Raw genomic sequence first — 20,726 nt, forward strand, 5'->3', positions numbered from 1 at the left:
TTTTCAAGTAAATGGCATTAATTAACACGATTCGGGAAAAATCTGGCTGGGCCGTGGGCGTCGTAGCTGTCGGTATGGTGCTTTTCATCGTGGGCGGCGACCTGGTGGGCGGCAACAGCAAGCTCTTCAACCGCGACCAAACCGTGGTAGGTGAAATTGCCGGCGAGAAAGTAGAGCTCGAAGATTTTAACAACACCCTGGAACAGGCCAAGCAGTCGTTTGTGCAGCAGCAGGGCCGCCAGCCCGACGAGCAGACAATGGGCTACCTGCGCGACCAGGCCTGGAACCAGACCATCTACCGCATTGCTTTCCAGAAGGAGTTCGACAAGCTGGGCCTGACGGTTTCCGACGAGGAACTGACCGATATGGTGCAGGGCAAGAACATTCACCCCAGCATCCGTCAGGCTTTCACCGACCAGCAAACCGGCCAGTTCGACCGGTCCAAAATCATTCAGTATCTGCAGGGCCTCGACAAAATGCCCCCGGATGCGCAGGCTGCTTGGCACAACTTCGAAGCCAACCTTGGTCCGGAGCGGATGGGCCAGAAGTACAACAACCTGCTCAAAATGAGCAACTACGTTACTTCGGCGGAAGCCAAGCGCTTCGATGAGGACCAGAACACGCGCGCATCGATGCGCTACCTGTTCGTGCCGTACTTCTCCATCTCCGACTCGGCGGTGAAAGTGACGGACGACCAGCTACAGGCCTATCTCGACAAGAACAAAGGCCGTTACAAAGTGGAAGACGGCCGTACCATTGAGTACGTGAGCATTCCGGTAACGGCTTCGGTAGAAGACAGCACCACTTCCCGCCAGGCAGTAGACCAGCTGGCGACGCAGTTTGCTGCGGCTCCGAACGACTCGCTGTTCGTGAAGCTCAATTCGGACCAGCCGTATAGCGCCGCTTTCGTTTCGCCGGCCGAAATGCCCGAGAAGCTACGTCAGCAACTGCCGCTGGCAGTAGGCAAGGTGTACGGTCCGTATTCAGAGAACGGCACTACCAGCCTCTATAAAGTAACGGGTGAGAAAGCCGGTGCGCAGCCAGCCGCTCGCGCCAGCCACATTCTCATCAAAGCCGATGGCACTACGCCGGAAGCTGACGCTGCTGCGAAAGCCAAGGCTACCGACGTTCTGAACAAAATCAAGGGTGGCGCTGATTTCGCTACGATGGCGCGCCAGTTCGGTACAGACGGCACCGTGAGCACCGGCGGCGACCTGGGCTGGTTCCAGCAGGGCCGCATGGTACCGGAGTTTGAAAAGGCCGTGTTCGGCGCTTCTTCGGCTGGCTTGCTGCCCGGCCTGGTGAAAACCTCATTCGGCTACCACATCATCAAAATCACGGCCCCCAAAACGTCTCAGACTTACCAAGTGGCAGCCGTACAGAAGCGCATTGCTCCTTCTGAGGCTACCAACGAAGCCGCTTACGCCAAGGCGCAGGCTCTGAAAGGGGAGATAACCGACCTGGAATCGTTCCGCAAGGCAGTAGCCAAGGATAAAACGCTGCAGAAGCAGGAAGCCAAGGGCCTCGGCCGCGGCGACCGGGCCGTAAACAGCCTCCAGAATGCCCGCGAAATTGTGCGGTGGGCCTATGGTACCGCCGGCAAGAAAACTGCCGTTGGCGACGTGTCGGAAGTATTCGATATGGGCGACCAGTACGTTATTGCCGTCCTGACCGGGGAGCGGAGCAAGGGCACTGCCGACGTTGCCAGCCTGAAGTCGGAACTGCAGTCCGCAGTCCGCAACGAGATCAAGGCCCAGCAGATCATGGAGAAGCTGAAAGGCAAAACCGGCACTCTGGAGCAGATTGCGGCTACCTATGGCCCGCAGGCGCAGGTAAAAACGGCTGAGGGGGTAGCACTCGGTTCGGGTACCATTCCCGGCCTTGGCGGTGAGCCGGTAGCAGTCGGCAAGGTGTTCGGCCTGAAAGCAGGTCAAAAGTCGACGCCTATCCAGGGCGAGCAGGGCGTGCTGATTGTGGAGCCCGTGAGCGTGCAGAAGCCCACGGCTGCTACGGATGTAGCCACCGTGAAAAAGCAGCTCATGGCCCAGCGCCAGAACCGCGCCGATGGCCTCATCTATGAAGCCGTGAAGAACCACGCCGACATCAAGGACGAGCGGAACAAGTTCTTCTAAGCGTAATAAGCTACTACCAGAAAAGCCGCTTCTTTGGGAGCGGCTTTTTTTGTGCGCGTCTGTCTGTTGCGTAGTGGTAGCGCCGGCTGCTAGCCAGATTTCCTGCCTATCTTGAAATGAATCCGGCCGCCGGGCCGTTTCCCCGAATATGCCTCATTCTATGCGTCGTTTCCGTCCTGTGCTGTTTTCTCTGCTGCTGCTGGCTTCTGTGCCTGTGCAGGCACAGCAGGAAGGCGGCAATATTTCGTTGGCCAGAGAGTATTCCCGCAAAGGGGAGCACGAAAAGGCCGTGTTTCTGTTCGGTAAGCTGCCCACTGAGGCCCAAACGGCGCCCAACGTGCTGCCTGATTATCTGGAGTCGTTGCAGCAGCTTAAGCGCTACAAGGACGCCGAAAAGCTGGTCAAGAAAGCGCAGCGCCAGCACTCTGATGAGGCCGTGTATGGTGTCACGCTGGGCGCCATGTATGCCGCCGCTGGTGACCAGGCCGCCGCAACAAAGCAGTACGAAAAGGTAGTAAGCCAGCTCAACTCAACCCAGATAGTACCTGTTGCCACCGAATTCAGCCGCCTCAAGCTGCCGGAATGGGCCGAGAAGACCTATCTGCGCGGCCGCGTGCTGGCCAAAAATGATACGGAGTATGGCCCGCAACTCATCCAACTCTACACCCAGAACGGCAACTCGGAGCGGCTGATGGCCGAAACGCTGCGGCTGGTGCAGGACGATGAGCAGCAGCTGCCGTTTGTGCGCAACATGCTCCAGAACACGCTGCAGGACGAAAAAGGCTTCGACGCACTGGAGCGCGAGCTACTCACCAACGTGCAGAAATATCCGGAGCGGGCCGTGTACAGCGAGTTGCTGCTCTGGCTGCAGGTGCAGCGCCGCGACTTTACGGGCGCACTGGTGCAGGCCAAAGCCCTCGACCGGCGCGGCCGCACCGAAGGCAGCCGCGTGATGGACATTGCGGCCATTTCCCAGCAGAACAAAGACTACGAAAGTGCCATCAGCGGCTACGAGTACGTGCTGCGGGAGTACCGGAGCGGCCCGTTCTACGCTACGGCCCGCCAGCGGCTCGTGCAGACCCGTGAGGCCCAGGTGCGGGATACGTATCCTATTGATCCGGCCAAAATCCGGGGGCTGATAGGGGAGTACCAGCAGCTGCTGACCGAGCTGGGCCGCACGCCTCAGACGGCCCCGGTGCTGCGCAGCATGGCCGTGCTCTACGCTTTCCAGCTCGATGAAAAGCCGGAAGCCGTGAAGCTGCTGCAGGAAGTAATCGACATGCCCCGCGCCAACCTTGATGTAGTAGACCAGGCCAAGATTGACCTCGCCGACATCTACCTGCTACGCGGCGAGCCGTGGGAAGCCACGCTGCTGTATTCGCAGGTGGAAAAGTCGCACAAGGACTCACCGCTGGGCTATGAGGCCAAGCTGCGCAACGCCCGCCTCAGCTACTTCGCCGGCGACTTCAAGCTGGCCAAGAGCCACCTCGATATTCTGAAGGAAGCCACCAGTCGCGAAATTGCCAACGATGCCATGCAGCTCTCGCTGCTCATCACCGACAACACGGCCATGGATACGTCTGGGGTGGCCCTGCGCGACTACGCCGTCGTGGAGCAGCTCGTGTTCCAGAACAAGCTGCCGGAAGCGCTACGCGGCCTCGATGCGCTGCTGCAGAAGTATCCGGGCCACGCGCTGCAGGACGAAGCGTGGCTGCTAAAGGCCCAGCTCCAGCGCCGCACTGGCGACTACAAGGCGGCCGTGACAACGCTGGAAAAGATTACCGCCAATCCTAAATACGACGTGCTCAGCGACGATGCGCTGTTTTTGCTGGCCAGCATTCAGGAGGAAAATCTGCAGGACAAGGAGCAGGCCAAAACGCTTTACAACCAGCTGCTGGTGAAATACCCCGGCAGCATCTACGTGGCCGAAGCCCGCAAACGGTTCCGCAAGCTGCGCGGCGACTCCCTGTAGCGTCTACTACCACTACCAGGCCCGTCATTCCGAGCGCAGCCGAGGAATCTCGCTAGTGTGGTAGAATTGCCATCACAACCTCAGCACGCGAGATTCCTCGGCTGCGCTCGGAATGACGTTCTGGGCAAGGCGAAATCCTAGCTGAAAAACAAAAACATCAGCCCCAGGGCCACGATGAAAATCAGGTACATCAGCCCGTCGGAGAGGATGTACTGACCGTATTTGCGGAAGAACTCGCGGAAGCTGGACATGCAGTAAAGGTACGCAGGCGGGCTGGCAGGGCGCGGTTTTCTTCGTACTTTTGAAGATACGCCGCTGTTAGGCTCCTGTAGGTTATGATGGAAAAACGATGGATTCGCAAGCCGGCGCCCGACGCTGAAAAAGTCCGGCACCTGGCCGACGCCCTGCGCGTCAAAGAAGCCATTGTAGCGCTGCTCTGCCAGCGCGACGTTTGCACCTTCGAGGAGGCCCGCGCTTACTTCCGCCCCGACCTGAGCACGCTGCCCAACCCGCTGCTGATGCGCGACATGGACCGCGCCGTGGCCCGCCTGCGCGAAGCCCTGCACGCCGGCCAGAAAGTGCTGGTATTCGGCGACTACGACGTGGACGGCACGACTTCCGTGGCCGTTACCTATAGCTTCCTGCTGCCCTACTTCGGCCCGGAGCGCATCGAATACTACATTCCGGACCGCTACAAAGAAGGCTACGGCATTTCGGAAGCTGGGATTGACTATGCTGCCGAAAACAGCTTCTCGCTTATCATTGCCCTCGACTGCGGCGTGAAATCCGTGGATAAGATTGCCTACGCCAACGAGCGGGGCGTCGACTTCATCATCTGTGACCACCACTTGCCGGGCGCCGAGCTGCCCGCCGCCGTAGCCGTGCTCGACCCCAAGCGCCAGGACTGCCACTACCCGTTCAAGGAGCTTTCCGGCTGTGGCGTGGGCTTCAAGCTGATGCAGGCCTTTGCCGAAGACCAGGGCCTCGACGAAGCGCCCCTCTACGACCTGCTGGATTTGGTGGCCGTGAGCATTGCCGCCGACATTGTGCCCATCATGGGCGAAAACCGCACGCTGGCCTACCACGGCCTGCGCCTGCTCAACGACCCGCAGCGGCCCCAGCGCGCCGGCCTCGATGCCCTGCGCGAGCTGGCCGGTTTGCAGAAGTCCGACCTCAACATCAGCAGCCTCGTGTTCGGGTTTGCGCCCCGCATCAACGCGGCCGGCCGCATGGGCGACGCCAAACGCTCGGTGGCCATGCTGCTGGCCGACAGCAAGCAGGAAGCCTTCGACAAGGCCGCCGTGGTGGACAAAACCAACCAGGAGCGCCGCGGCTTCGATACCAGCATCACGAAAGAGGCGCTGGACATGATTGAGGCCGACGCGCTGTTTGCCGACGCCCACACCACGGTGCTCTTCAAGCAGGACTGGCACAAAGGCGTGGTGGGCATCGTGGCCTCACGCTGCCTCGACAAGTACTACCGGCCCACCATCATTCTCACCGAAAGCAACGGCAAAGCCACCGGCTCGGCCCGCTCCGTGGCCGGGTTTGATGTGCACCAGGCCATTGAGGAGTGCGCCGATTTGCTCGACCAGTTTGGAGGACACATGTACGCCGCCGGCCTCACGCTACCCGTGGAGAACGTGCCGGCGTTTCGGGCGAAGTTTGAGCGAATCGTTGCCAGCCGCATCCGCCCCGAGCAGATGATTCCGCCCGTGGAAATTGACGCCGAGCTGGACCTGAATGAAGTGACAACTAGTTTCCACAAGCTGCTGTGTCAGATGGAGCCCTTCGGCCCCGGTAATAGCAACCCCACCTTTATGGCGCGGGGTGTGTATGCGGCGCCCAACTCAGCTCGCGTAGTAGGTAACTCTCACCTCAAATTGGCCCTCACTCAGGACGGCCACCACGTCCTTGATGCCATTGGCTTTGGATTGGCTGAGCATCTGCCCCAAATTCAGCAGGGCCAGCCGTTCAGCGTCTGCTACACCGTCGAAATCAATGAGTACCGCGGCGTGCGCACCCTGCAGCTGCGCCTCAAAGACATTCGCTGGGAGTAGGGGAGAGTGAGGCGAATGGAATATTGGTATAAACGCCAGCATTACCGCACCCACCATACCCCGCCCATCAGGAGCAGTTGCAGTGGCAGACGCAGCCACAGTGCCCAGAGTGGCACCGCTACACCCGCGCCGTGGGTTTGCAGCATATACACATTGGCCGGAAAGACCGCCACAAGCAGGAGTAGCAACCCCAGAACTGCCAGCCGGCGTGTGGCAGGGAACAGCAAGCCCAGCGCTCCGACTATTTCGGCCGCGCCGCTCAGGTATACGAGCAGTAGCGGCGCGGGCAGATAAGGCGGCACGATGCGTACGAATGTGGCCGGGGCCAGGAAGTGGAGAAGACCCGCGCTGAAGAACAAAAAGGCCAGTACGTAGCGGCTGATGTGGCGGAAATGGAGCATTCAGGCTGGAATAAGCGCAAGCTTACGGATAAGCGGATAAGGGTGGGGACACTTGTACACAAAACCCTGATTTTGCGTTACAGACTATCCCGTGCTACCCCGCGCCGCTTCGCTACCTTTGTCCCCGATGATTCTCAGAGCCGAACACCTGGTTAAGAAATATAAAGCCCGCACCGTCGTCAACGATATGTCGTTGCACGTGGAACAGGGCGAGATTGTGGGGCTACTCGGGCCGAATGGGGCCGGCAAAACCACTTCTTTCTACATGACCGTGGGCATGGTGAAGCCCAACGAAGGCAAAATCTTCCTCGACGACCGGGACATCACCCGGCTGCCCATCTACCAGCGGGCCCGCCTCGGCATCGGCTACCTCGCCCAGGAGGCCAGCGTGTTCCGCGACCTGAGCGTGGAAGAGAACATCCTGTCGGTGCTCGAAATGACCAAGATGCCCCGCCAGGCCCAGCTCGACAAAGTAGAGGAGCTGCTCCATGAGTTCAGCCTGACGCACGTGCGCAAGAATCTGGGCAAGGTGCTCAGCGGCGGCGAGCGGCGGCGCACCGAAATAGCCCGCGCCCTGGCCGTGGACCCCAAATTTGTGCTGCTCGATGAGCCCTTTGCCGGCGTCGACCCTATTGCGGTAGAGGAAATCCAGGGTATTGTGGCCAAGCTCAAGCACAAGAACATCGGCATCCTCATCACCGACCACAACGTGAACGAGACGCTCAGCATCGTGGACCGGGCCTACCTGCTCTTTGAGGGCAAACTGCTGAAAGCTGGCACCGCTGAAGAACTGGCCGCCGACGAAATGGTGCGGCGCGTGTATCTGGGTAAGCATTTCGAGCTGAAACGGAAGATATAGAGCGGGCCTGCGCAGTAGTGCGCTAACTTCCCTTTCTTCGCTGCGTTAAACGCACTCCGGTTTTTTCTGCTCGCTTTGTCTTCTCTGTGACGTTTCTTTCCTCCGCCCAATCTGCTGTTCTGTCCTGGGGGGCGCAGCGGCGCCTGCGCAGCATCTACCACTTCCGCGACCATCCGCACGAAGCGCAGCAGCAGGTGCTGCGGGAGTTGCTGCACACGGCACGCGCCACGGAGTGGGGCCGCCGCTATGGGTTTGCCGATGCGCTGAGTGGCCGGGAGTTTGCCGGGCGTGTGCCGGTTAGTGCCTACGAAGAGCTGGTGCCGGATCTGGAGCGGGTGATGCGCGGCGAGGCCGACGTGCTGTGGCCCGGACGAGTGCAGTGGTTTGCCAAGAGCAGCGGCACCACCAACGCCCGCAGCAAATACATCCCGGTCACGCGCGAAGCGCTGCACGAGTGCCATTACCGCGCCGGCCGCGACATGGTGGCGCTTTCCACGCTGCACTACCCCGAGGCGCAGCTGCTGGGCGGCAAAACCCTCTCGCTCGGCGGTACGCACACCCCCAATCCCCTGCGCCCTGCCGATGCCCTTTCCCGCGCCGGCGACGTATCGGCCGTGATTATGCAGAACCTGCCGGCCTGGGCCGAGCACATCCGGACGCCGCCGCTTGAACTGGCGCTACTGGATGAGTGGGAAGAGAAGATCGAGCGGATTGCCCGCCACGTGCAGCACCAGGATGTGCGGGCCCTGGCCGGCGTGCCTACCTGGATGATAGTGCTGCTGCGCCGCGTGACAGAGCTGGCGGGTGCCGACAACATCACCGATGTATGGCCCAACCTGCGGCTGTTTCTGCACGGAGCAGTGGCGTTCGGGCCCTACCGGGAGCTGTTCCAGCAGCTTATTCCCGGCCCGCAGATGCACTATCTGGAGGTATACAACGCCTCAGAAGGGTACATAGCCTTACAAGACGAACCGGATTCGGAGGACCTGTTGCTGCTGCTCAACCACGGCATCTACTACGAGTTTCTGCCCGCCGACCAGTGGGATGCGCCCGAACCACAGGCGTTGCCGCTGGAGGCGGTGGAGCTGGGCAAAAGCTACGCTCTGCTCATCAGTACCAATGCGGGCCTCTGGCGCTACAAAATCGGGGATACGGTGCGCTTCACCAGCCTGCAGCCCTACCGCATCCGCATTTCGGGCCGCACCAAGCACTTTCTGAATGCTTTCGGGGAGGAAGTAGTGATTGAAAATGCCGAAGCGGCCATAGCGGCGGCCTGCCGGGCTACCAGCACCACGGTCCGCGACTTTACAGCGGCTCCTATCTACTTTGCCGGGGCGGCTGATGGTTCGCGTGGCGGCCACCAGTGGCTTATTGAGTTTACGCAACCTCCTCAAGACGCCGCGCATTTTACCAGCGTCCTCGACCAAACCCTGCGCCAGCTCAACTCCGACTACGATGCCAAGCGCCACCGCGACATGGCTCTCGCCCCACCAACCCTCACAGTAGCTGCTCCAGGTCTGTTTGAGCGTTGGCTGGCTCGCCGGGGCAAGCTGGGCGGCCAGCATAAAGTGCCGCGTCTCAGCAATTCCCGCGACCTGCTGGATGATATTCTACGTACCAGCTGAGCAGCTACTGCCTTCCGTAGCGGGGGAAGGGCACGTCGTCAAGAAACATGGCGCTACGTGTAACAAGGTTTATAGGTTATAGAATAATTAAGCAAATTTTCAGGAAGATTCAGTGTTTAAATAAAACAAGCTATATATTAGGGGATTCGTTATAGCCCAACCGCTCCCTCCGTGTCCGCCGTAGCCACCTCTGCCAACCGCCCTTATGTTTCCCGCCGGAAACGTCGCCGTTTTTCTGAAGAAGCTCCTCTGCTGAGCAACCGCTCCATGCTTGGGTTCCTTGGTTTGTTGATACTGGGCTTGCTGGTCAGCCTGGGAATTATTGCCACACAGCTAGGCAGTTCCGACACGGTTTCGGCGTCGGGTACTGAAAGTGGCCGCCAGCTACCGGCTAACTTTCTCGTCAGCCGGTAGCCTGAAGCAATAGGCGGCTACTGGTCCAGAATTCCGCCGACCATTTTGCCCAGCACACTGCCGCTTTCCTTCTGCGCATTGCCGCCGGAAGGAGCCAATGCCTGAATCAGCTTTTTGATTGGCATAGACTGCAGCCACACGCGGCCTGTGCCGCGCAGGGTAGCCAGTAGCAGGCCCTCGCCGCCAAAAATCATGGATTTGAGGCCGCCGGCCCGTGCCACGCTGAAGTCGATGCCCGGCTCGAAGGCTACTACGCAGCCCGTATCCACGCGGAGCAGTTCGTTGTTGAGGCGCTTCTCGATGATGGTGCCGCCGGCATGAATGAAGGCCTTCCCGTCGCCGGTCAGCTTCTGCAGAATAAAGCCTTCACCCCCGAAAAAGCCGGCTCCCAGCTTCTGATTGAGGTGGATGCTCATCTTGGTGCCCCGTGCGGCGGCCAGAAACCCATCCTTCTGCACAATCAGTCCCTGCGGCATGGTGCCCAGGTCGATAGGAATAATAGTGCCTGGATAAGGAGCGGAAAAAGCAACCCGGCTCTTGCCATAGCCTCCCCGATGCGTAAAGTGCGTCATAAACAGCGACTCGCCCGTGAGCAGGCGCGTGCCGGCCGAAAACAGCTTGCCCATAAACCCCTGGTCCGGCTCCGAGCCGTCGCCCATTTTGGTTTCGAAGGCAATGGCCTCGTCCATATATACCATGGCACCGGCCTCGGCAATAACCGTTTCATTGGGGTCCAGCTCTACTTCCAGTACCTGAATATCAGTGCCCAGAATCTTGTAGTCGACGTCGTGCGAGTTCATGGCCATAGGAGGGGCGTTGCAGATGAAAATGTGCCTCAAGTATAGTGAAACTGCAGTTATTGTAGCTTACTCTGCCACAGTGGCAGCGCGCAAAAAAACAAACGTTCCCGACGCCAGCAGGCATCGGGAACGTTGAATGTAGCCCTCTGGTCGGAAGAAAACAGTGGGTGGCAGTGGCTTATTCCTCCGGGAGTTCTGCGCGGGTATCCGCTGCTTCGACGTCCGGGTCAGGCTCGGTTTTCGCGCTTTTTCGGCTGGTTTCGCGGCTGGTGCGGCGCATAAACTCATCCTCCGACTCTTCCGGTTCGGCTACGCCATCCTCCAGGGGGAAATCCTCCTCGTCTTCCGGCTTTTCGCCAAACTGTCCGTCGCGGTTCACCAGCTTCTTGTCGCGCACATGGCGGTTAAGAAACGTGTTAATATCCTCAATAGAATAGTTGGAGGTGATTTCGCCTAAGGGATTTACCTTGATTTCGAACCCTTCCAGCTCCTTGTGTACACGGGCCTTTTTCTCGGGGTCGTTTTTCTTCTTTTTGGGGCTGACGGGTTTCTTGGCCATAAGGGGGGCAGTAAGGCGTAGAGTAACAGAGCCGCTCCCAACATAAGGGCCGCTCCTAGCATCACACTACGAAGCGGCCCCGATGTCGGATAAGGTATCCCGGAATTTTTTGAGTATGGTAGGCTAAGCAGCCGCCTGCGCCAGAGCCGATACAGCACTTTCAATGCGCTGTGCTGTCTCCTGAGTGCCCAGAATGCTCATGATGGCCATCAGATCGGGGCCAGCGGCAGCACCGGTTACGGCTACACGCAGAGCCTGCAGCACTTGTCCCAGCTTCATGCCCTGGCCTTCCACCACCTGCGTGAGCAGCGCCTTAATGGCGTCGGGCGTGGTATCAGTGGCGGCGGGAAGCTGCTTCGCAAACTCAGCGAGTGCGCCTGCCACCTGCGGGTTCCACTTCTTGCTGATTACCTGCTCGTCGTAGCTGGCAGGGCGCGTGAAGAAGATCTGCGCTTCCTTGGCCAGGTCGGCCGGGAAGGTGGCGCGCTCTTTCACGAGGGCCGCAATCTGCTCGGCCTTGTCGGCCGGTACATCCAGGCCTTGGCCATTGAGGGCTTCCTGCAGGTACTGCGCCAGTTCGGCGTCCGGTTTGGCGCGCAGATACTGCTCGTTGTACCAGCGCACCTTGTTCTGATCAAAACGGGCCGGCGACTTGCTCACCCGCTCAATCGAGAACGAATCGATGAGCTCCTGCATCGTGAAAAGCTCCTGCGTTGTGCCGGGATTCCAGCCCAGGAAGGCCAGGAAGTTGATGAACGCCTCGGGTAGATAGCCGCTTTCACGGTAGCCGCTGCTCACAGTCGGCTCGCCGGTTTCGGCGTCTTTGCCGTGCCATTCCAGCGGGAATACCGGGAAGCCCAGCCGGTCGCCGTCGCGCTTGCTGAGTTTGCCAGTGCCATCGGGCTTGAGCAGCAGGGGCAGGTGGGCAAACTGCGGCATGGTGTCTTCCCAGCCAAAGTAGCGGTAAAGCAGCACGTGCAGTGGGGCCGACGGCAGCCACTCTTCTCCCCGGATAACGTGCGTGATTTCCATCAGATGGTCATCTACGATGTTGGCCAAATGGTAGGTCGGCATGCCATCCGACTTCATCAGCACCTTGTCGTCTACAGCCGAGGAGTGTACCACTACCCAACCCCGGATAAGGTCGTTGAAGCGGATTTCCTCCTTGCGGGGCACTTTCAGCCGAATGACGTACTGGGCACCACTTTCCAGCAACTGCTTTACTTCTTCAGCGGGCAGCGTGAGCGAGTTGCGCATCTGGGCGCGCGTAATGCTGTTGTACTGCGGATTGGGCACCTTCGCTGCCGTAAGACGGGCGCGCATGGCATCCAGGTCCTCAGCCGTATCGAAGGCATAGTAGGCGTGGCCGCTGTCGATGAGCTGCTGCGCGTACTGCATATACATGGGTTTCCGCTCGCTCTGGCGGTAGGGCGCGTGGGGGCCGGGCGTGGCCGTCCAAGGGCTTTCGTCCAGCTCGATGCCGGCCCATTCCAGGCTCTGGCGGATGTAGTCTTCGGCGCCGGGCACGAAACGGTTCTGGTCGGTGTCCTCGATGCGAAGCAGCATCTTGCCGCCCAGCTTGCGGGCCAGCAGATAGTTATACAGCGCTGTGCGCACGCCTCCAATATGCAGCGGCCCCGTGGGGCTGGGTGCAAAGCGCACCCGTACTTCTCTTTCCATAATACAGTCAGTTCGCGGCGTCTTCGGGATAGAAAAACGCGCCGCAAAGGTACAAAAGCTGAGACGGTGAAACAGGGAGCTGGTAAGTTTGGCGCTGGGGGCGAACAAACAGGCGCGCCGACTGCCAAACTTGCTGTTTACACTACCACTATTCCATACTTTGTGAGCAGGCCGGGCAAGGTGTGCAGCGCGAAGCGGGTGTTTTTCAGCTCGTTCTGCTCAGGGTCCAGCACCAGTTCCTGCGCGGTGGTCAGGTCGGCTCCGGTCAGGTTGGTCTGGCTGAAAACGGCTTCGGCCAGCCGGCACTCCTGAAACAGCGCCCCCGACAGATTGGTGCGGGTAAAATCGGCCCCGCGCAGGGAGCATTCCACGAAGCGCGTGTTGGGCATGCTCTTGCCTGAGAACAGGGCGTAGTCGAGCTGGCACCGGTCGAAGTGCACATCGAAAAGCATGTCGCGGCAGGCATGAAAGGGCAGGCCCAGCAGCTTACAGCCCTCGAAAGCCACATTTTGCAGCGCCGTATCGGCAAGGCTGGTGCCGGCCAGGTTGCAGTTCTCAAACAGGCACTCACTGAACCGTCGCCCGGCCAGGCTGGACTGCGTCAGGTCGAAGTTGCGGAAGTGGTAGTTCTCAAACTCCTGCTGGCCTACCAGTGCTGGCGGCATGGCGCGCTCCAGCACGTTTTCAGGCGGGAAATAAGAGGGCTTCGCCAAGGCCTTGGCGGGCTTGCGGGAGGCAGCAGAACGGCGCATGCAGGAGCGGTGCAGGCGCTAGCCTTTCACGGCGACACAGGAAATTTCCACCTGCACGTCTTTGGGCAGGCGGCTTACTTCCACGGTTTCGCGGGCGGGCGCATAATCGGCTTCAAAATAGCTGCCGTAGATGTCGTTGATGGTCGCGAAGTTGCCGAGGTCCTTCACGAAAATGCTGCATTTCACTACGTCGCGCAGCGTGAGTCCGGCCGCCTGGAGCACCGCCTCAATGTTGCGCATTACCTGATGGGTTTCCTGGGCTACGTCGCCGCCGCCTACCAACTGGCCGGTAGTGGCATCAAGCGCAATCTGGCCGGAAACATACACGGTGCTGCCTGCCTGCACAGCCTGGCTGTAAGGGCCGATAGGAGCAGGAGCCTGAGCGGAATAAATGACGGAGTGGGGCATGGGAGAGAGGGAAAAGCAGGTGGCAGAAGTAGCCAGAGACAAAGCAAAAGTAAGCGGAAAATTGGCGGTTGCTAAGAAGTCCGCCAAGGCTGGTATCCGGGTGTCAGGGCTGTACTATGGCCCGTATTTCTTTCTTCCGAAAGAACTTGGCGTACTCCTGATTGGTCCAGTCCTGCGGATTATCTGCTGATAAATCGAGGAAGGAAAGAGAGAATGGCGGCTCCCGCAGGGCACTCACTGTGCAGACTGTATTGGCCGGAGTGGCCTGCAGCTGTTGGTAGCGGGCCGTGAGTTGCGCATCGTAGCGGCCCGCTGCACCACCCAGCCAGTCGCGGTAAGCCAGCACCGAATTGTTGCTGTTGGCTAATTGCTCGGGGCCGCGCAGGCGGAGGTTGTGGTCGGTTACGAAGGCCAGTAGCAGCCAGGCGCCCAGTAGCACCGGAACATACGCCGGGACTGGCTGCCGGGGCCACCAGCCCTGGTGAAGCAGATAGCGGATCCAGGCGTGCGCCTGCAGAAACCAGCCTGCCAGAAAAAACAGATAGAGCATGTTGCGCGCCCGCAACGGGATGGGCATGCCAGTAGCCCAGAAGCTCGGGAAGAAGCCCACGACCAGCAACCCAAATAGGAAAGCGCTAATCAGCAGCGGGTTGCGCGTTAGCTGATTCAGCGGCAGCCCAGGTTGTTGCGCCAGCCGGGCGCTCAGTGGCGCCAGAAGCAGCGTGATGGCCAGCAGAATGCCATTGCCCAGCCAGTTGATAACGCAGTAGGCTGCCGCTGCGGCCGCCAGCACCGCCGCTTTGGCAATTCCGAAGTGCTGCGGCTCATTCGCCATCCGGATGTAGTTGCCGGGGGCCAGGAAGGATACCGCACAGGCCAGAGCTGCCACAGTCGTAAGCAGCGAATACCCCAGCGGAAGGCGCTTCTGCTGCCACGCCCGCAGGAGCGTAAAGCAGCCCAGGGCAACGAGCAGCGGCAATGCCAGCACCTCGTTGGCACCGATGACAAACATGGTCAGCAGCATTGCCGCCACCAGCCAGCGCCGCCTTGCAGGCGGCGCTGCGCTGCCAGCGTAGCGTGCCAGAATGGCAAGCAGCAGCAAGGCAAAGACACCCGGCAGCAAGTAGTTGTATATGCCTGTCACCCAGTAAATACCTTCGGCAGTACTGGGCAGCTGAAACAGCAGCAGCAGCAGCAGAGCACCACTCCCCAGCCATAGCCCACGCTTCGGCACGGATGAGCGCAGCAGCCCCCGGAGCAGCACATAGAAACTGCCCAGCGTAACCAGTAAAAAAACAACGGGCAGCAGCCTGTAGCTCAGTTGCCAGCCCTCGTAAGCCACCGGATTGAGCAGGCTCCAGAGCAGCACCGAAGTGTAGCGTCCGGTCCAGTTGAGGTACATGTAGCGCTGATATTCCAGCAGCCCGTGCTCGTGCAGACCATTGGCCAGCAGAAAATCATCGGAAGAAGGATGGCTGTACCAAGCCAAGGCGAAAAACGGCAGCAGGGCGAGTAGCAGTGCCGCAGTCAGCAGCCAAGGGCCACTGTGCCGGAAGGTGCGGCGTATCGTTGCGAAAGGAAGAGAAAGCATGATTACTTATGGCCGGGCGTGTGTAGGGAGGAGCAAGTAGCAATAAAAAATCCGTCTGCCGGAGCAGACGGATTCTTTAATAACAGACCGGAAAACCCGGTTTACTCCACCGTCACCGACTTGGCCAGGTTGCGGGGCTGGTCGACGTTGCAGCCGCGCAGAACGGCAATGTGGTAGCTCAGCAGCTGCAGCGGCACTACCGATACCAGCGGCACCAATACCTCCGACGTCAGCGGTACTTCAATAACGAATTCTGCCATGGCCGGAATAACCGTGTCGCCTTCCGTCACGACGGCAATGATGCGGCCTTTGCGGGCCTTCACCTCCTGAATGTTGCTCACCACCTTCTCATACGAGCTGTCCTTGGTGGCAATAACTACCACTGGCATGTTCTCGTCGATGAGGGCAATCGGGCCGTGCTTCATTTCGGCGGCCGGGTAGCCCTCAGCGTGGATGTAGCTGATTTCCTTGAGCTTCAATGCTCCTTCCAGCGCTACCGGGAAGTTGTAGCCGCGGCCCAGATACAGGAAGTTGGGCACATCCTTGAACGTCTCAGCAATCAGCTCGATTTCGTCGTTCAGCAACAGTGCCTTTTCTACTTTGGCCGGAATGCTGCTCAGCTCCACCATCAGCTCACGCAGGCGGGTGTCGGAAAGCGTACCACGCTTGTGGCCGACAATCATGGCCAGCAGCGTAAGTACCGTTACCTGCGCCGTGAAGGCTTTGGTAGATGCCACTCCAATTTCCGGGCCGGCGTGCGTGTAGGCGCCAGCGTCAGTGGCGCGGGCAATGCTGCTGCCTACCACGTTGCAGATGCCGAAGATGGTGGCCCCCTTGCTCTTCGCCAGCTCAATGGCGGCCAGCGTATCGGCCGTCTCACCGCTTTGCGAAATAGCAATTACGATGTCGCGCTCCGTGATGATAGGGTTACGGTAACGGAACTCCGAGGCGTATTCTACCTCTACCGGAATGCGGGCCAGATCTTCCAGCAGATACTCGGCCACCAGCCCGGCGTGCCACGAAGTGCCACATGCTACAATGATGATGCGGTCCGCATTCACAAATTTCCGCTCGTAGGCCCGGATACCGCCCATGTTCAGGTGGCCGGCTTCCAGTTCCAGGCGGCCACGCATCGAGTCGAGGATGGAGCGGGGCTGCTCAAAAATCTCCTTCAGCATAAAGTGCTCATAGCCACCCTTCTCAATGCTGTCGAGCGCCATTTCCAGCTTCTGGATGTAGGGCGTCTGCTGCACGTCTTCCTTGGAGCGGATGTCAAGCTGGCCGTCTTTGATGACTACAATTTCGTAGTCATTCACGTACACTACTTCGTTGGTATACTCAATGATAGGAGTAGCATCGGAAGCCAGGAAATACTCGTCTTTCCCCACCCCGATTACCAGCGGCGAGCCTTTGCGGGCCGCAATCAGCTGGTTCGGCTCGTCGCGGCTCAGCACCACAATGGCGTAGGCGCCCACCACTTCGTGCAGGGCCAGGCGGACGGCCTCTTCCAGCGTGCAGTTATTCTGCTTCTGGATTTCCTCAATCAGGTTCACGAATACCTCCGTGTCTGTATCAGAATGAAATACGTGGCCTTGCTGCTGCAAATGCTGCTTGAGGGCTGCGTAGTTCTCAATAATACCATTGTGAATGATGGCAATCCGCTCTGAAGTAGAGTAGTGCGGGTGAGCGTTGGAGTCATTGGGCTCGCCGTGCGTAGCCCAGCGCGTGTGGCCCATACCAACCTGGGCGCGGGTGTCCTTCTCCGCAATGAAGGCTTCCAGCTCCGCTACTTTACCCTTCTTTTTATAGACATTCAGGTCGCCGTTAAGCAGCGCGACACCGGCCGAGTCGTAACCACGGTATTCAAGACGGTGTAGGCCCTTCAGGATGATAGGGCAGGCTTCCCGGTAGCCGATATAAGCAACAATTCCGCACATAGTGGAACAGCAAAAAAGGGTTTGTTTCGTGAAAAAGACAGAAAGCTGCGGCTTGGCAAATGCCGTGCCGCAGCTTCAAAGGCAAAAATGAAGGCCGAAAGTTAGCGCAACTTCGAGTAGTAAACCCGCAGCTTGATGTTGTTGCCATCCAGAACTGCCCGGTTCAGGTCCAGCTCGTAGAATTTGCGCAGGTACGGCGACAGGACGAAAGCAGCCGGAGTAGGACCGCCCAGCTTGTCATAGACGTAAGCCTGCACGTAGGTTGTGATGCTCATCGTGTAAAACGTATTGAGCGGACTGTTGAGAGTGGCCTTGGCCGCATTCTGGTAGTAGCCGTTGCTGTACTGGTCGTCTACGATAGAAGTAAGGCCTGCCCCTGTCGGGTTGACTCCTTCCCGGAGCACCAAGCGCTCCACCCGGTTGTTCAGCAACGTGCGCTGCAACGACTGGTTTGTGGCATTGACTTCGTACAGGTAAGCTGAAGGCGCCTGTGGGAAGAGCAAATTCGCAAACGGGCTTACCGGTATCAGCAGCTCGGCCCGGTTGATGGCAATAGCAGGGCTGCCGCCATCAACCGGCTGTGCCAGTTGCCGCAACTCGTTCAGGCCCGGAATTTCCAGTTTAGCGCCGAATCCGTTACCGCTCTGCATGTACACCTTACCATCCGTTTCGCCTGCTGCAACGGACTGTGTCGCGCCGTTTGCGCCAGCCAACCTAGCAAGAGGGGAGCCGGTAGGCAGTTCATTGGTAATCTGGGTGAAATACCGTGGGGCATTCTCGCGGCTCTGGAAGCTCCCCAAACCAAAGGCAACACTGTAGCGGCCCTTCAGGGTTCCGGTGTTTTTCTTGTTGGTGTAATGATAGTAGAAAACCGCACGCGCCGCTGAAGAGGGTAGCAGCCCAACAACAGCCGTATTGAAATCAGCCGCTGGCTGAAGCGCCATGCCTTTCCAAACGGCTGTGAGGGCCGCCTGCGTGAAGCTGGTGCCTTTCAGCAGGGAGAAGACATCATTGGCCAATGGCAGGTTTCGCCCGCCACCGTGCAGCTTGAGCCGCACCGTGTTGTTGGGCACCGTCACTACAATGGTAGTGGTGTCGGTGCTGCTGCTGCTGTTGGTTCGCTCGCGCCGCCTAGCGGTGGCATTCAACCGGGTACTAACGTTGAGGCCAAGCTCGCTGCCCAAGGCCACGGAAGAAGCGGCATTGTACGTTTCACGGTCATCCAGCGGCTGAGCCAACTGATAAACGTTTACGCGCAGTGGCGTCGTAGACGAACCGTATACAGCGTCGAAAGCCGCCTCCACCACCAGGGAGTCCAGTTGCGGATTGGGGTCGACACCCGTCAGCTTGGTTACCGCCGAAGGCAGCGTGTCAGCGGCTACTACCGCTTGCGCAATTTTCAGGTTCAGGAAGGCAGTAGCAGTGGTAGTGCCCAACACATTGTCACGCACCCGGCCCACCAGAATGCGGGTGGCTTTCTGCGTTTCAAACGAGTCGCGGAGTACCGTAGAGGCCGTAACCGGAAAGTCGCGGTAGTCAGTATTGGCGGCCGCCGTACCCGGCAATTCTACGCCCAGGTCGTTGGCGTCTTCGCAGCCAGCTGCCGTAAAGAGCAGCACCGCGGAAAGAAGAGAAACCGACGAAAGCCGGCAGGCGCTAATTGGCCAGTTCATTATACAGTGCGTAGTAAGAAGTCAGTAGGTTTTCGTCGGCTCCTACCTGCCCGATCTGCTTGCTCTTCGAGTATTCCAGGAACAAGGCGTTCAGATTGTCGCTGAAATCTTCGTCAGATTTCACCACGGAGTCGGCATATTCCATACCTACTTTGATGAAGCCACCGAAGTCGGCTGTTTTCAGGCCGGACAGCATTTCATCATCGATATCAAGCATTTTGGCTTTTTCGATGATGTCGCCTTCGAATTTGTAATCGAATTCGTTGTTGTAAATCGTGAAAACCGACTTGGCGTCCTTGAAAATCGGGTCCTTCTTATAGGTCGTTTTCAGGTACATCGGAATCAGGCCCGTCATCCAGTCGTTGCAATGAACGATGTCGGGAGCCCAGCCCAGCTTTTTCACCGTTTCCAGCACGCCTTTGCAGAAGAAAATAGCCCGCTCATCGTTGTCGGCGTGGAACTTGTCGTTCTTGTCAACCAGGACTGATTTGCGGTGGAAATAGTCTTCATTGTCAATGAAGTACACCTGCAGCTTGGCGTTCGGAATAGAGGCTACCTTAATAATCAGCGGCTTCTCATCCTCACCAACGGCAATATTGATACCGGAAAGGCGGACTACCTCGTGGAGCCGGTTTTTCCGCTCGTTGATGATGCCAAAGCGGGGAACGAAAATGCGGATTTCCATCCCCATTTCCTGCATGCCCTGAGGCAGGCGCCGCAAAAATTCCGCTACTTTGGTCGTTTGCAAAAACGGATCAATCTCCGTAGCCGCGTAGAGGATTCTCAACTTGGACATATCAGTCAGAAAAGGGTATTTGGGGAAAGGCAACACGTTGGGGAGCACAAAATTAAACAAATTTGAGCGAAAATTCAACTAAACCCACCTGGAGCCTGCCCAAACAGGCTACTACGTCTATGGAGATACTGCACACGGCCGCCGCGTTGCAAGCCTACACCGAAAACTGTCGCCGCGCTGGTCTGCGCCTGGCGCTGGTGCCTACCATGGGCGCCCTGCACGAAGGCCACCTGCAACTGGTGCGGGCTGCTGCCCAGGCCTGCGACGTTGTCATCGTCAGCATTTTTGTCAATCCCACCCAGTTCAATAATCCCGACGATTTCCGGCTGTATCCGCGCCTGCCCGAAGCCGACGCCAACCTGCTGGCCCCGGCCGGCTGCACGGTACTGTTTCTGCCCTCCGTGGAGGAAATGTATCCAAAGCCCTCGGTCATGAAGTTCGACTTTGGCGCATTGGAGCACGTGATGGAAGGCACGCACCGGCCCGGCCATTTCAACGGCGTAGCGACGGTGGTTGGGAAGCTGTTTCATCTGAGCCGCCCACACCAGGCGTACTTCGGCCAGAAAGACTGGCAGCAAGTAGCCATTGTGCGGCAGATGGTGGCTGATCTGGCCTTTGATCTGGAACTGGTGTCGTTTCCCACCGTGCGGGAGGCAGATGGTCTGGCCATGTCCTCGCGCAACCGGCGGCTGCCCGCCGAGGCGCGCACAGTGGCTCCACGGCTCTATGCGGCGCTGCAGCTGGCCGCGGAGCAACTCAGGCAGGGAGCTAGCGCCGCCGCCGCCCAACAGGCTGCCAGCGCTTACATACTCTCGGAGCCGGCTTTTACACTGGAATATTTTGAAATAGCCGACGCCCACACGCTGCAGCCGCTGAACAGCTGGCAACCCGGCCAACCAATAGTGGTGTGCCTAGCGGCGCATCTGGGAGGAGTGCGCCTCATCGACAACCTGGTGCTGGAACCGTAAACAGGCAGTTTGAAGCAAGGCAAATACGCAGGGTGCTGCCCAAGCGCCCTGCGGCCGGCGTACAATTTCGCTTCCTCACAGTCTTGCCTTGCGTATCTT

Annotated in this window: 16 protein-coding genes; 6 read left to right on the top strand and 10 right to left on the bottom strand. The window is 59.0% G+C overall.

Going from position 1 to position 20,726, the window contains the following annotated elements:
• Window positions 1-11 precede the first annotated feature (11 nt).
• The 3 genes from IC231_RS00525 to recJ all read left to right on the top strand — a co-directional run bounded on the left by IC231_RS00525 (window position 12) and on the right by recJ (window position 6,164).
• Complete coding sequence (locus IC231_RS00525) at window positions 12-2,132, top strand: peptidylprolyl isomerase (protein ID WP_190782685.1); 2,121 nt, start codon at window positions 12-14, stop codon at window positions 2,130-2,132.
• A gap of 160 nt (window positions 2,133-2,292) precedes the next feature.
• Window positions 2,293-4,104 (top strand): tetratricopeptide repeat protein, encoded by a 1,812-nt coding sequence (locus IC231_RS00530; RefSeq protein WP_190782686.1) that lies wholly within the window; start codon window positions 2,293-2,295, stop codon window positions 4,102-4,104.
• A gap of 335 nt (window positions 4,105-4,439) precedes the next feature.
• On the top strand, window positions 4,440-6,164 hold the full coding sequence (gene recJ, locus IC231_RS00535; RefSeq protein ID WP_211538794.1) for a single-stranded-DNA-specific exonuclease RecJ: 1,725 nt from the start codon (window positions 4,440-4,442) through the stop codon (window positions 6,162-6,164).
• Between the two features lie 41 nt (window positions 6,165-6,205).
• Here the strand turns inward: recJ and IC231_RS00540 are convergent, their stop codons facing one another.
• The gene (locus tag IC231_RS00540) at window positions 6,206-6,565 is read right to left on the bottom strand and encodes a DoxX family protein (RefSeq protein WP_190782687.1); all 360 of its coding nucleotides are present in this window, start codon (window positions 6,563-6,565) and stop codon (window positions 6,206-6,208) included.
• A 127-nt stretch (window positions 6,566-6,692) separates the two neighbouring features.
• On the opposite strand from IC231_RS00540, the gene lptB reads away from it, so the two are divergent.
• Both lptB and IC231_RS00550 read left to right on the top strand, forming a co-directional pair.
• A complete protein-coding gene (gene lptB, locus IC231_RS00545) occupies window positions 6,693-7,424 on the top strand; it encodes an LPS export ABC transporter ATP-binding protein (RefSeq protein WP_190782688.1) in 732 nt (243 codons plus the stop codon).
• Window positions 7,425-7,510: 86 nt separating this feature from the next.
• Window positions 7,511-9,049, top strand: a complete 1,539-nt coding sequence (locus IC231_RS00550) for a GH3 auxin-responsive promoter family protein (RefSeq protein WP_211538795.1) — start codon at window positions 7,511-7,513, stop codon at window positions 9,047-9,049.
• A gap of 431 nt (window positions 9,050-9,480) precedes the next feature.
• Here IC231_RS00550 and IC231_RS00555 read toward each other — a convergent pair whose 3' ends face one another.
• The 9 genes from IC231_RS00555 to IC231_RS00595 form a co-directional block, all read right to left on the bottom strand.
• The gene (locus tag IC231_RS00555) at window positions 9,481-10,263 is read right to left on the bottom strand and encodes a TIGR00266 family protein (protein ID WP_190782689.1); all 783 of its coding nucleotides are present in this window, start codon (window positions 10,261-10,263) and stop codon (window positions 9,481-9,483) included.
• 178 nt (window positions 10,264-10,441) lie between these two features.
• A complete protein-coding gene (locus tag IC231_RS00560) occupies window positions 10,442-10,822 on the bottom strand; it encodes a hypothetical protein (RefSeq protein ID WP_190782690.1) in 381 nt (126 codons plus the stop codon).
• 123 nt (window positions 10,823-10,945) lie between these two features.
• Entirely contained in the window at window positions 10,946-12,502 is a 1,557-nt protein-coding gene (gene gltX, locus IC231_RS00565) for a glutamate--tRNA ligase (protein ID WP_190782691.1), read from the bottom strand.
• A 137-nt stretch (window positions 12,503-12,639) separates the two neighbouring features.
• Window positions 12,640-13,254 carry a pentapeptide repeat-containing protein gene (locus IC231_RS00570; RefSeq protein WP_190782692.1) on the bottom strand — a complete coding sequence of 205 codons (615 nt, stop codon included), beginning with the start codon at window positions 13,252-13,254 and terminating at the stop codon, window positions 12,640-12,642.
• A gap of 18 nt (window positions 13,255-13,272) precedes the next feature.
• Window positions 13,273-13,662, bottom strand: a complete 390-nt coding sequence (locus tag IC231_RS00575) for a RidA family protein (RefSeq protein WP_190782693.1) — start codon at window positions 13,660-13,662, stop codon at window positions 13,273-13,275.
• A gap of 103 nt (window positions 13,663-13,765) precedes the next feature.
• A complete protein-coding gene (locus tag IC231_RS00580; protein ID WP_190782694.1) occupies window positions 13,766-15,253 on the bottom strand; it encodes a DUF6056 family protein in 1,488 nt (495 codons plus the stop codon).
• Between the two features lie 101 nt (window positions 15,254-15,354).
• Window positions 15,355-17,190 carry a glutamine--fructose-6-phosphate transaminase (isomerizing) gene (glmS, locus tag IC231_RS00585; protein ID WP_190782695.1) on the bottom strand — a complete coding sequence of 612 codons (1,836 nt, stop codon included), beginning with the start codon at window positions 17,188-17,190 and terminating at the stop codon, window positions 15,355-15,357.
• Between the two features lie 101 nt (window positions 17,191-17,291).
• Window positions 17,292-18,863 (bottom strand): DUF4270 family protein, encoded by a 1,572-nt coding sequence (locus IC231_RS00590; protein WP_190782696.1) that lies wholly within the window; start codon window positions 18,861-18,863, stop codon window positions 17,292-17,294.
• A complete protein-coding gene (locus tag IC231_RS00595; RefSeq protein ID WP_185888163.1) occupies window positions 18,847-19,659 on the bottom strand; it encodes a glycogen/starch synthase in 813 nt (270 codons plus the stop codon). The genes IC231_RS00590 and IC231_RS00595 overlap by 17 nt, the downstream gene beginning before the upstream one ends.
• Before the next feature lie 119 nt (window positions 19,660-19,778).
• On the opposite strand from IC231_RS00595, the gene panC reads away from it, so the two are divergent.
• Window positions 19,779-20,627, top strand: coding sequence for a pantoate--beta-alanine ligase (panC, locus tag IC231_RS00600; protein WP_190782697.1), 849 nt, complete (start codon window positions 19,779-19,781; stop codon window positions 20,625-20,627).
• The last annotated feature ends 99 nt before the right edge of the window (window positions 20,628-20,726 follow it).

It is taken from the genome of Hymenobacter duratus (assembly GCF_014698995.1).
In the GTDB taxonomy this organism is placed as follows: Bacteria; Bacteroidota; Bacteroidia; order Cytophagales; family Hymenobacteraceae; genus Hymenobacter; species Hymenobacter duratus.

Excerpts from the sequence above, each read along its gene's own strand:
- glmS (WP_190782695.1), bottom strand. The coding sequence starts at position 17,190 with ATGTGCGGAATTGTTGCTTATATCGGCTACCGGGAAGCCTGCCCTATC.
- IC231_RS00525 (WP_190782685.1), top strand. The coding sequence starts at position 12 with ATGGCATTAATTAACACGATTCGGGAAAAATCTGGCTGGGCCGTGGGC.
- IC231_RS00580 (WP_190782694.1), bottom strand. The coding sequence starts at position 15,253 with ATGCTTTCTCTTCCTTTCGCAACGATACGCCGCACCTTCCGGCACAGT.
- IC231_RS00590 (WP_190782696.1), bottom strand. The coding sequence starts at position 18,863 with ATGAACTGGCCAATTAGCGCCTGCCGGCTTTCGTCGGTTTCTCTTCTT.
- IC231_RS00530 (WP_190782686.1), top strand. The coding sequence starts at position 2,293 with ATGCGTCGTTTCCGTCCTGTGCTGTTTTCTCTGCTGCTGCTGGCTTCT.
- gltX (WP_190782691.1), bottom strand. The coding sequence starts at position 12,502 with ATGGAAAGAGAAGTACGGGTGCGCTTTGCACCCAGCCCCACGGGGCCG.
- recJ (WP_211538794.1), top strand. The coding sequence starts at position 4,440 with ATGATGGAAAAACGATGGATTCGCAAGCCGGCGCCCGACGCTGAAAAA.
- IC231_RS00540 (WP_190782687.1), bottom strand. The coding sequence starts at position 6,565 with ATGCTCCATTTCCGCCACATCAGCCGCTACGTACTGGCCTTTTTGTTC.
- IC231_RS00570 (WP_190782692.1), bottom strand. The coding sequence starts at position 13,254 with ATGCGCCGTTCTGCTGCCTCCCGCAAGCCCGCCAAGGCCTTGGCGAAG.
- IC231_RS00595 (WP_185888163.1), bottom strand. The coding sequence starts at position 19,659 with ATGTCCAAGTTGAGAATCCTCTACGCGGCTACGGAGATTGATCCGTTT.
- lptB (WP_190782688.1), top strand. The coding sequence starts at position 6,693 with ATGATTCTCAGAGCCGAACACCTGGTTAAGAAATATAAAGCCCGCACC.
- panC (WP_190782697.1), top strand. The coding sequence starts at position 19,779 with ATGGAGATACTGCACACGGCCGCCGCGTTGCAAGCCTACACCGAAAAC.
- IC231_RS00575 (WP_190782693.1), bottom strand. The coding sequence starts at position 13,662 with ATGCCCCACTCCGTCATTTATTCCGCTCAGGCTCCTGCTCCTATCGGC.
- IC231_RS00560 (WP_190782690.1), bottom strand. The coding sequence starts at position 10,822 with ATGGCCAAGAAACCCGTCAGCCCCAAAAAGAAGAAAAACGACCCCGAG.
- IC231_RS00555 (WP_190782689.1), bottom strand. The coding sequence starts at position 10,263 with ATGAACTCGCACGACGTCGACTACAAGATTCTGGGCACTGATATTCAG.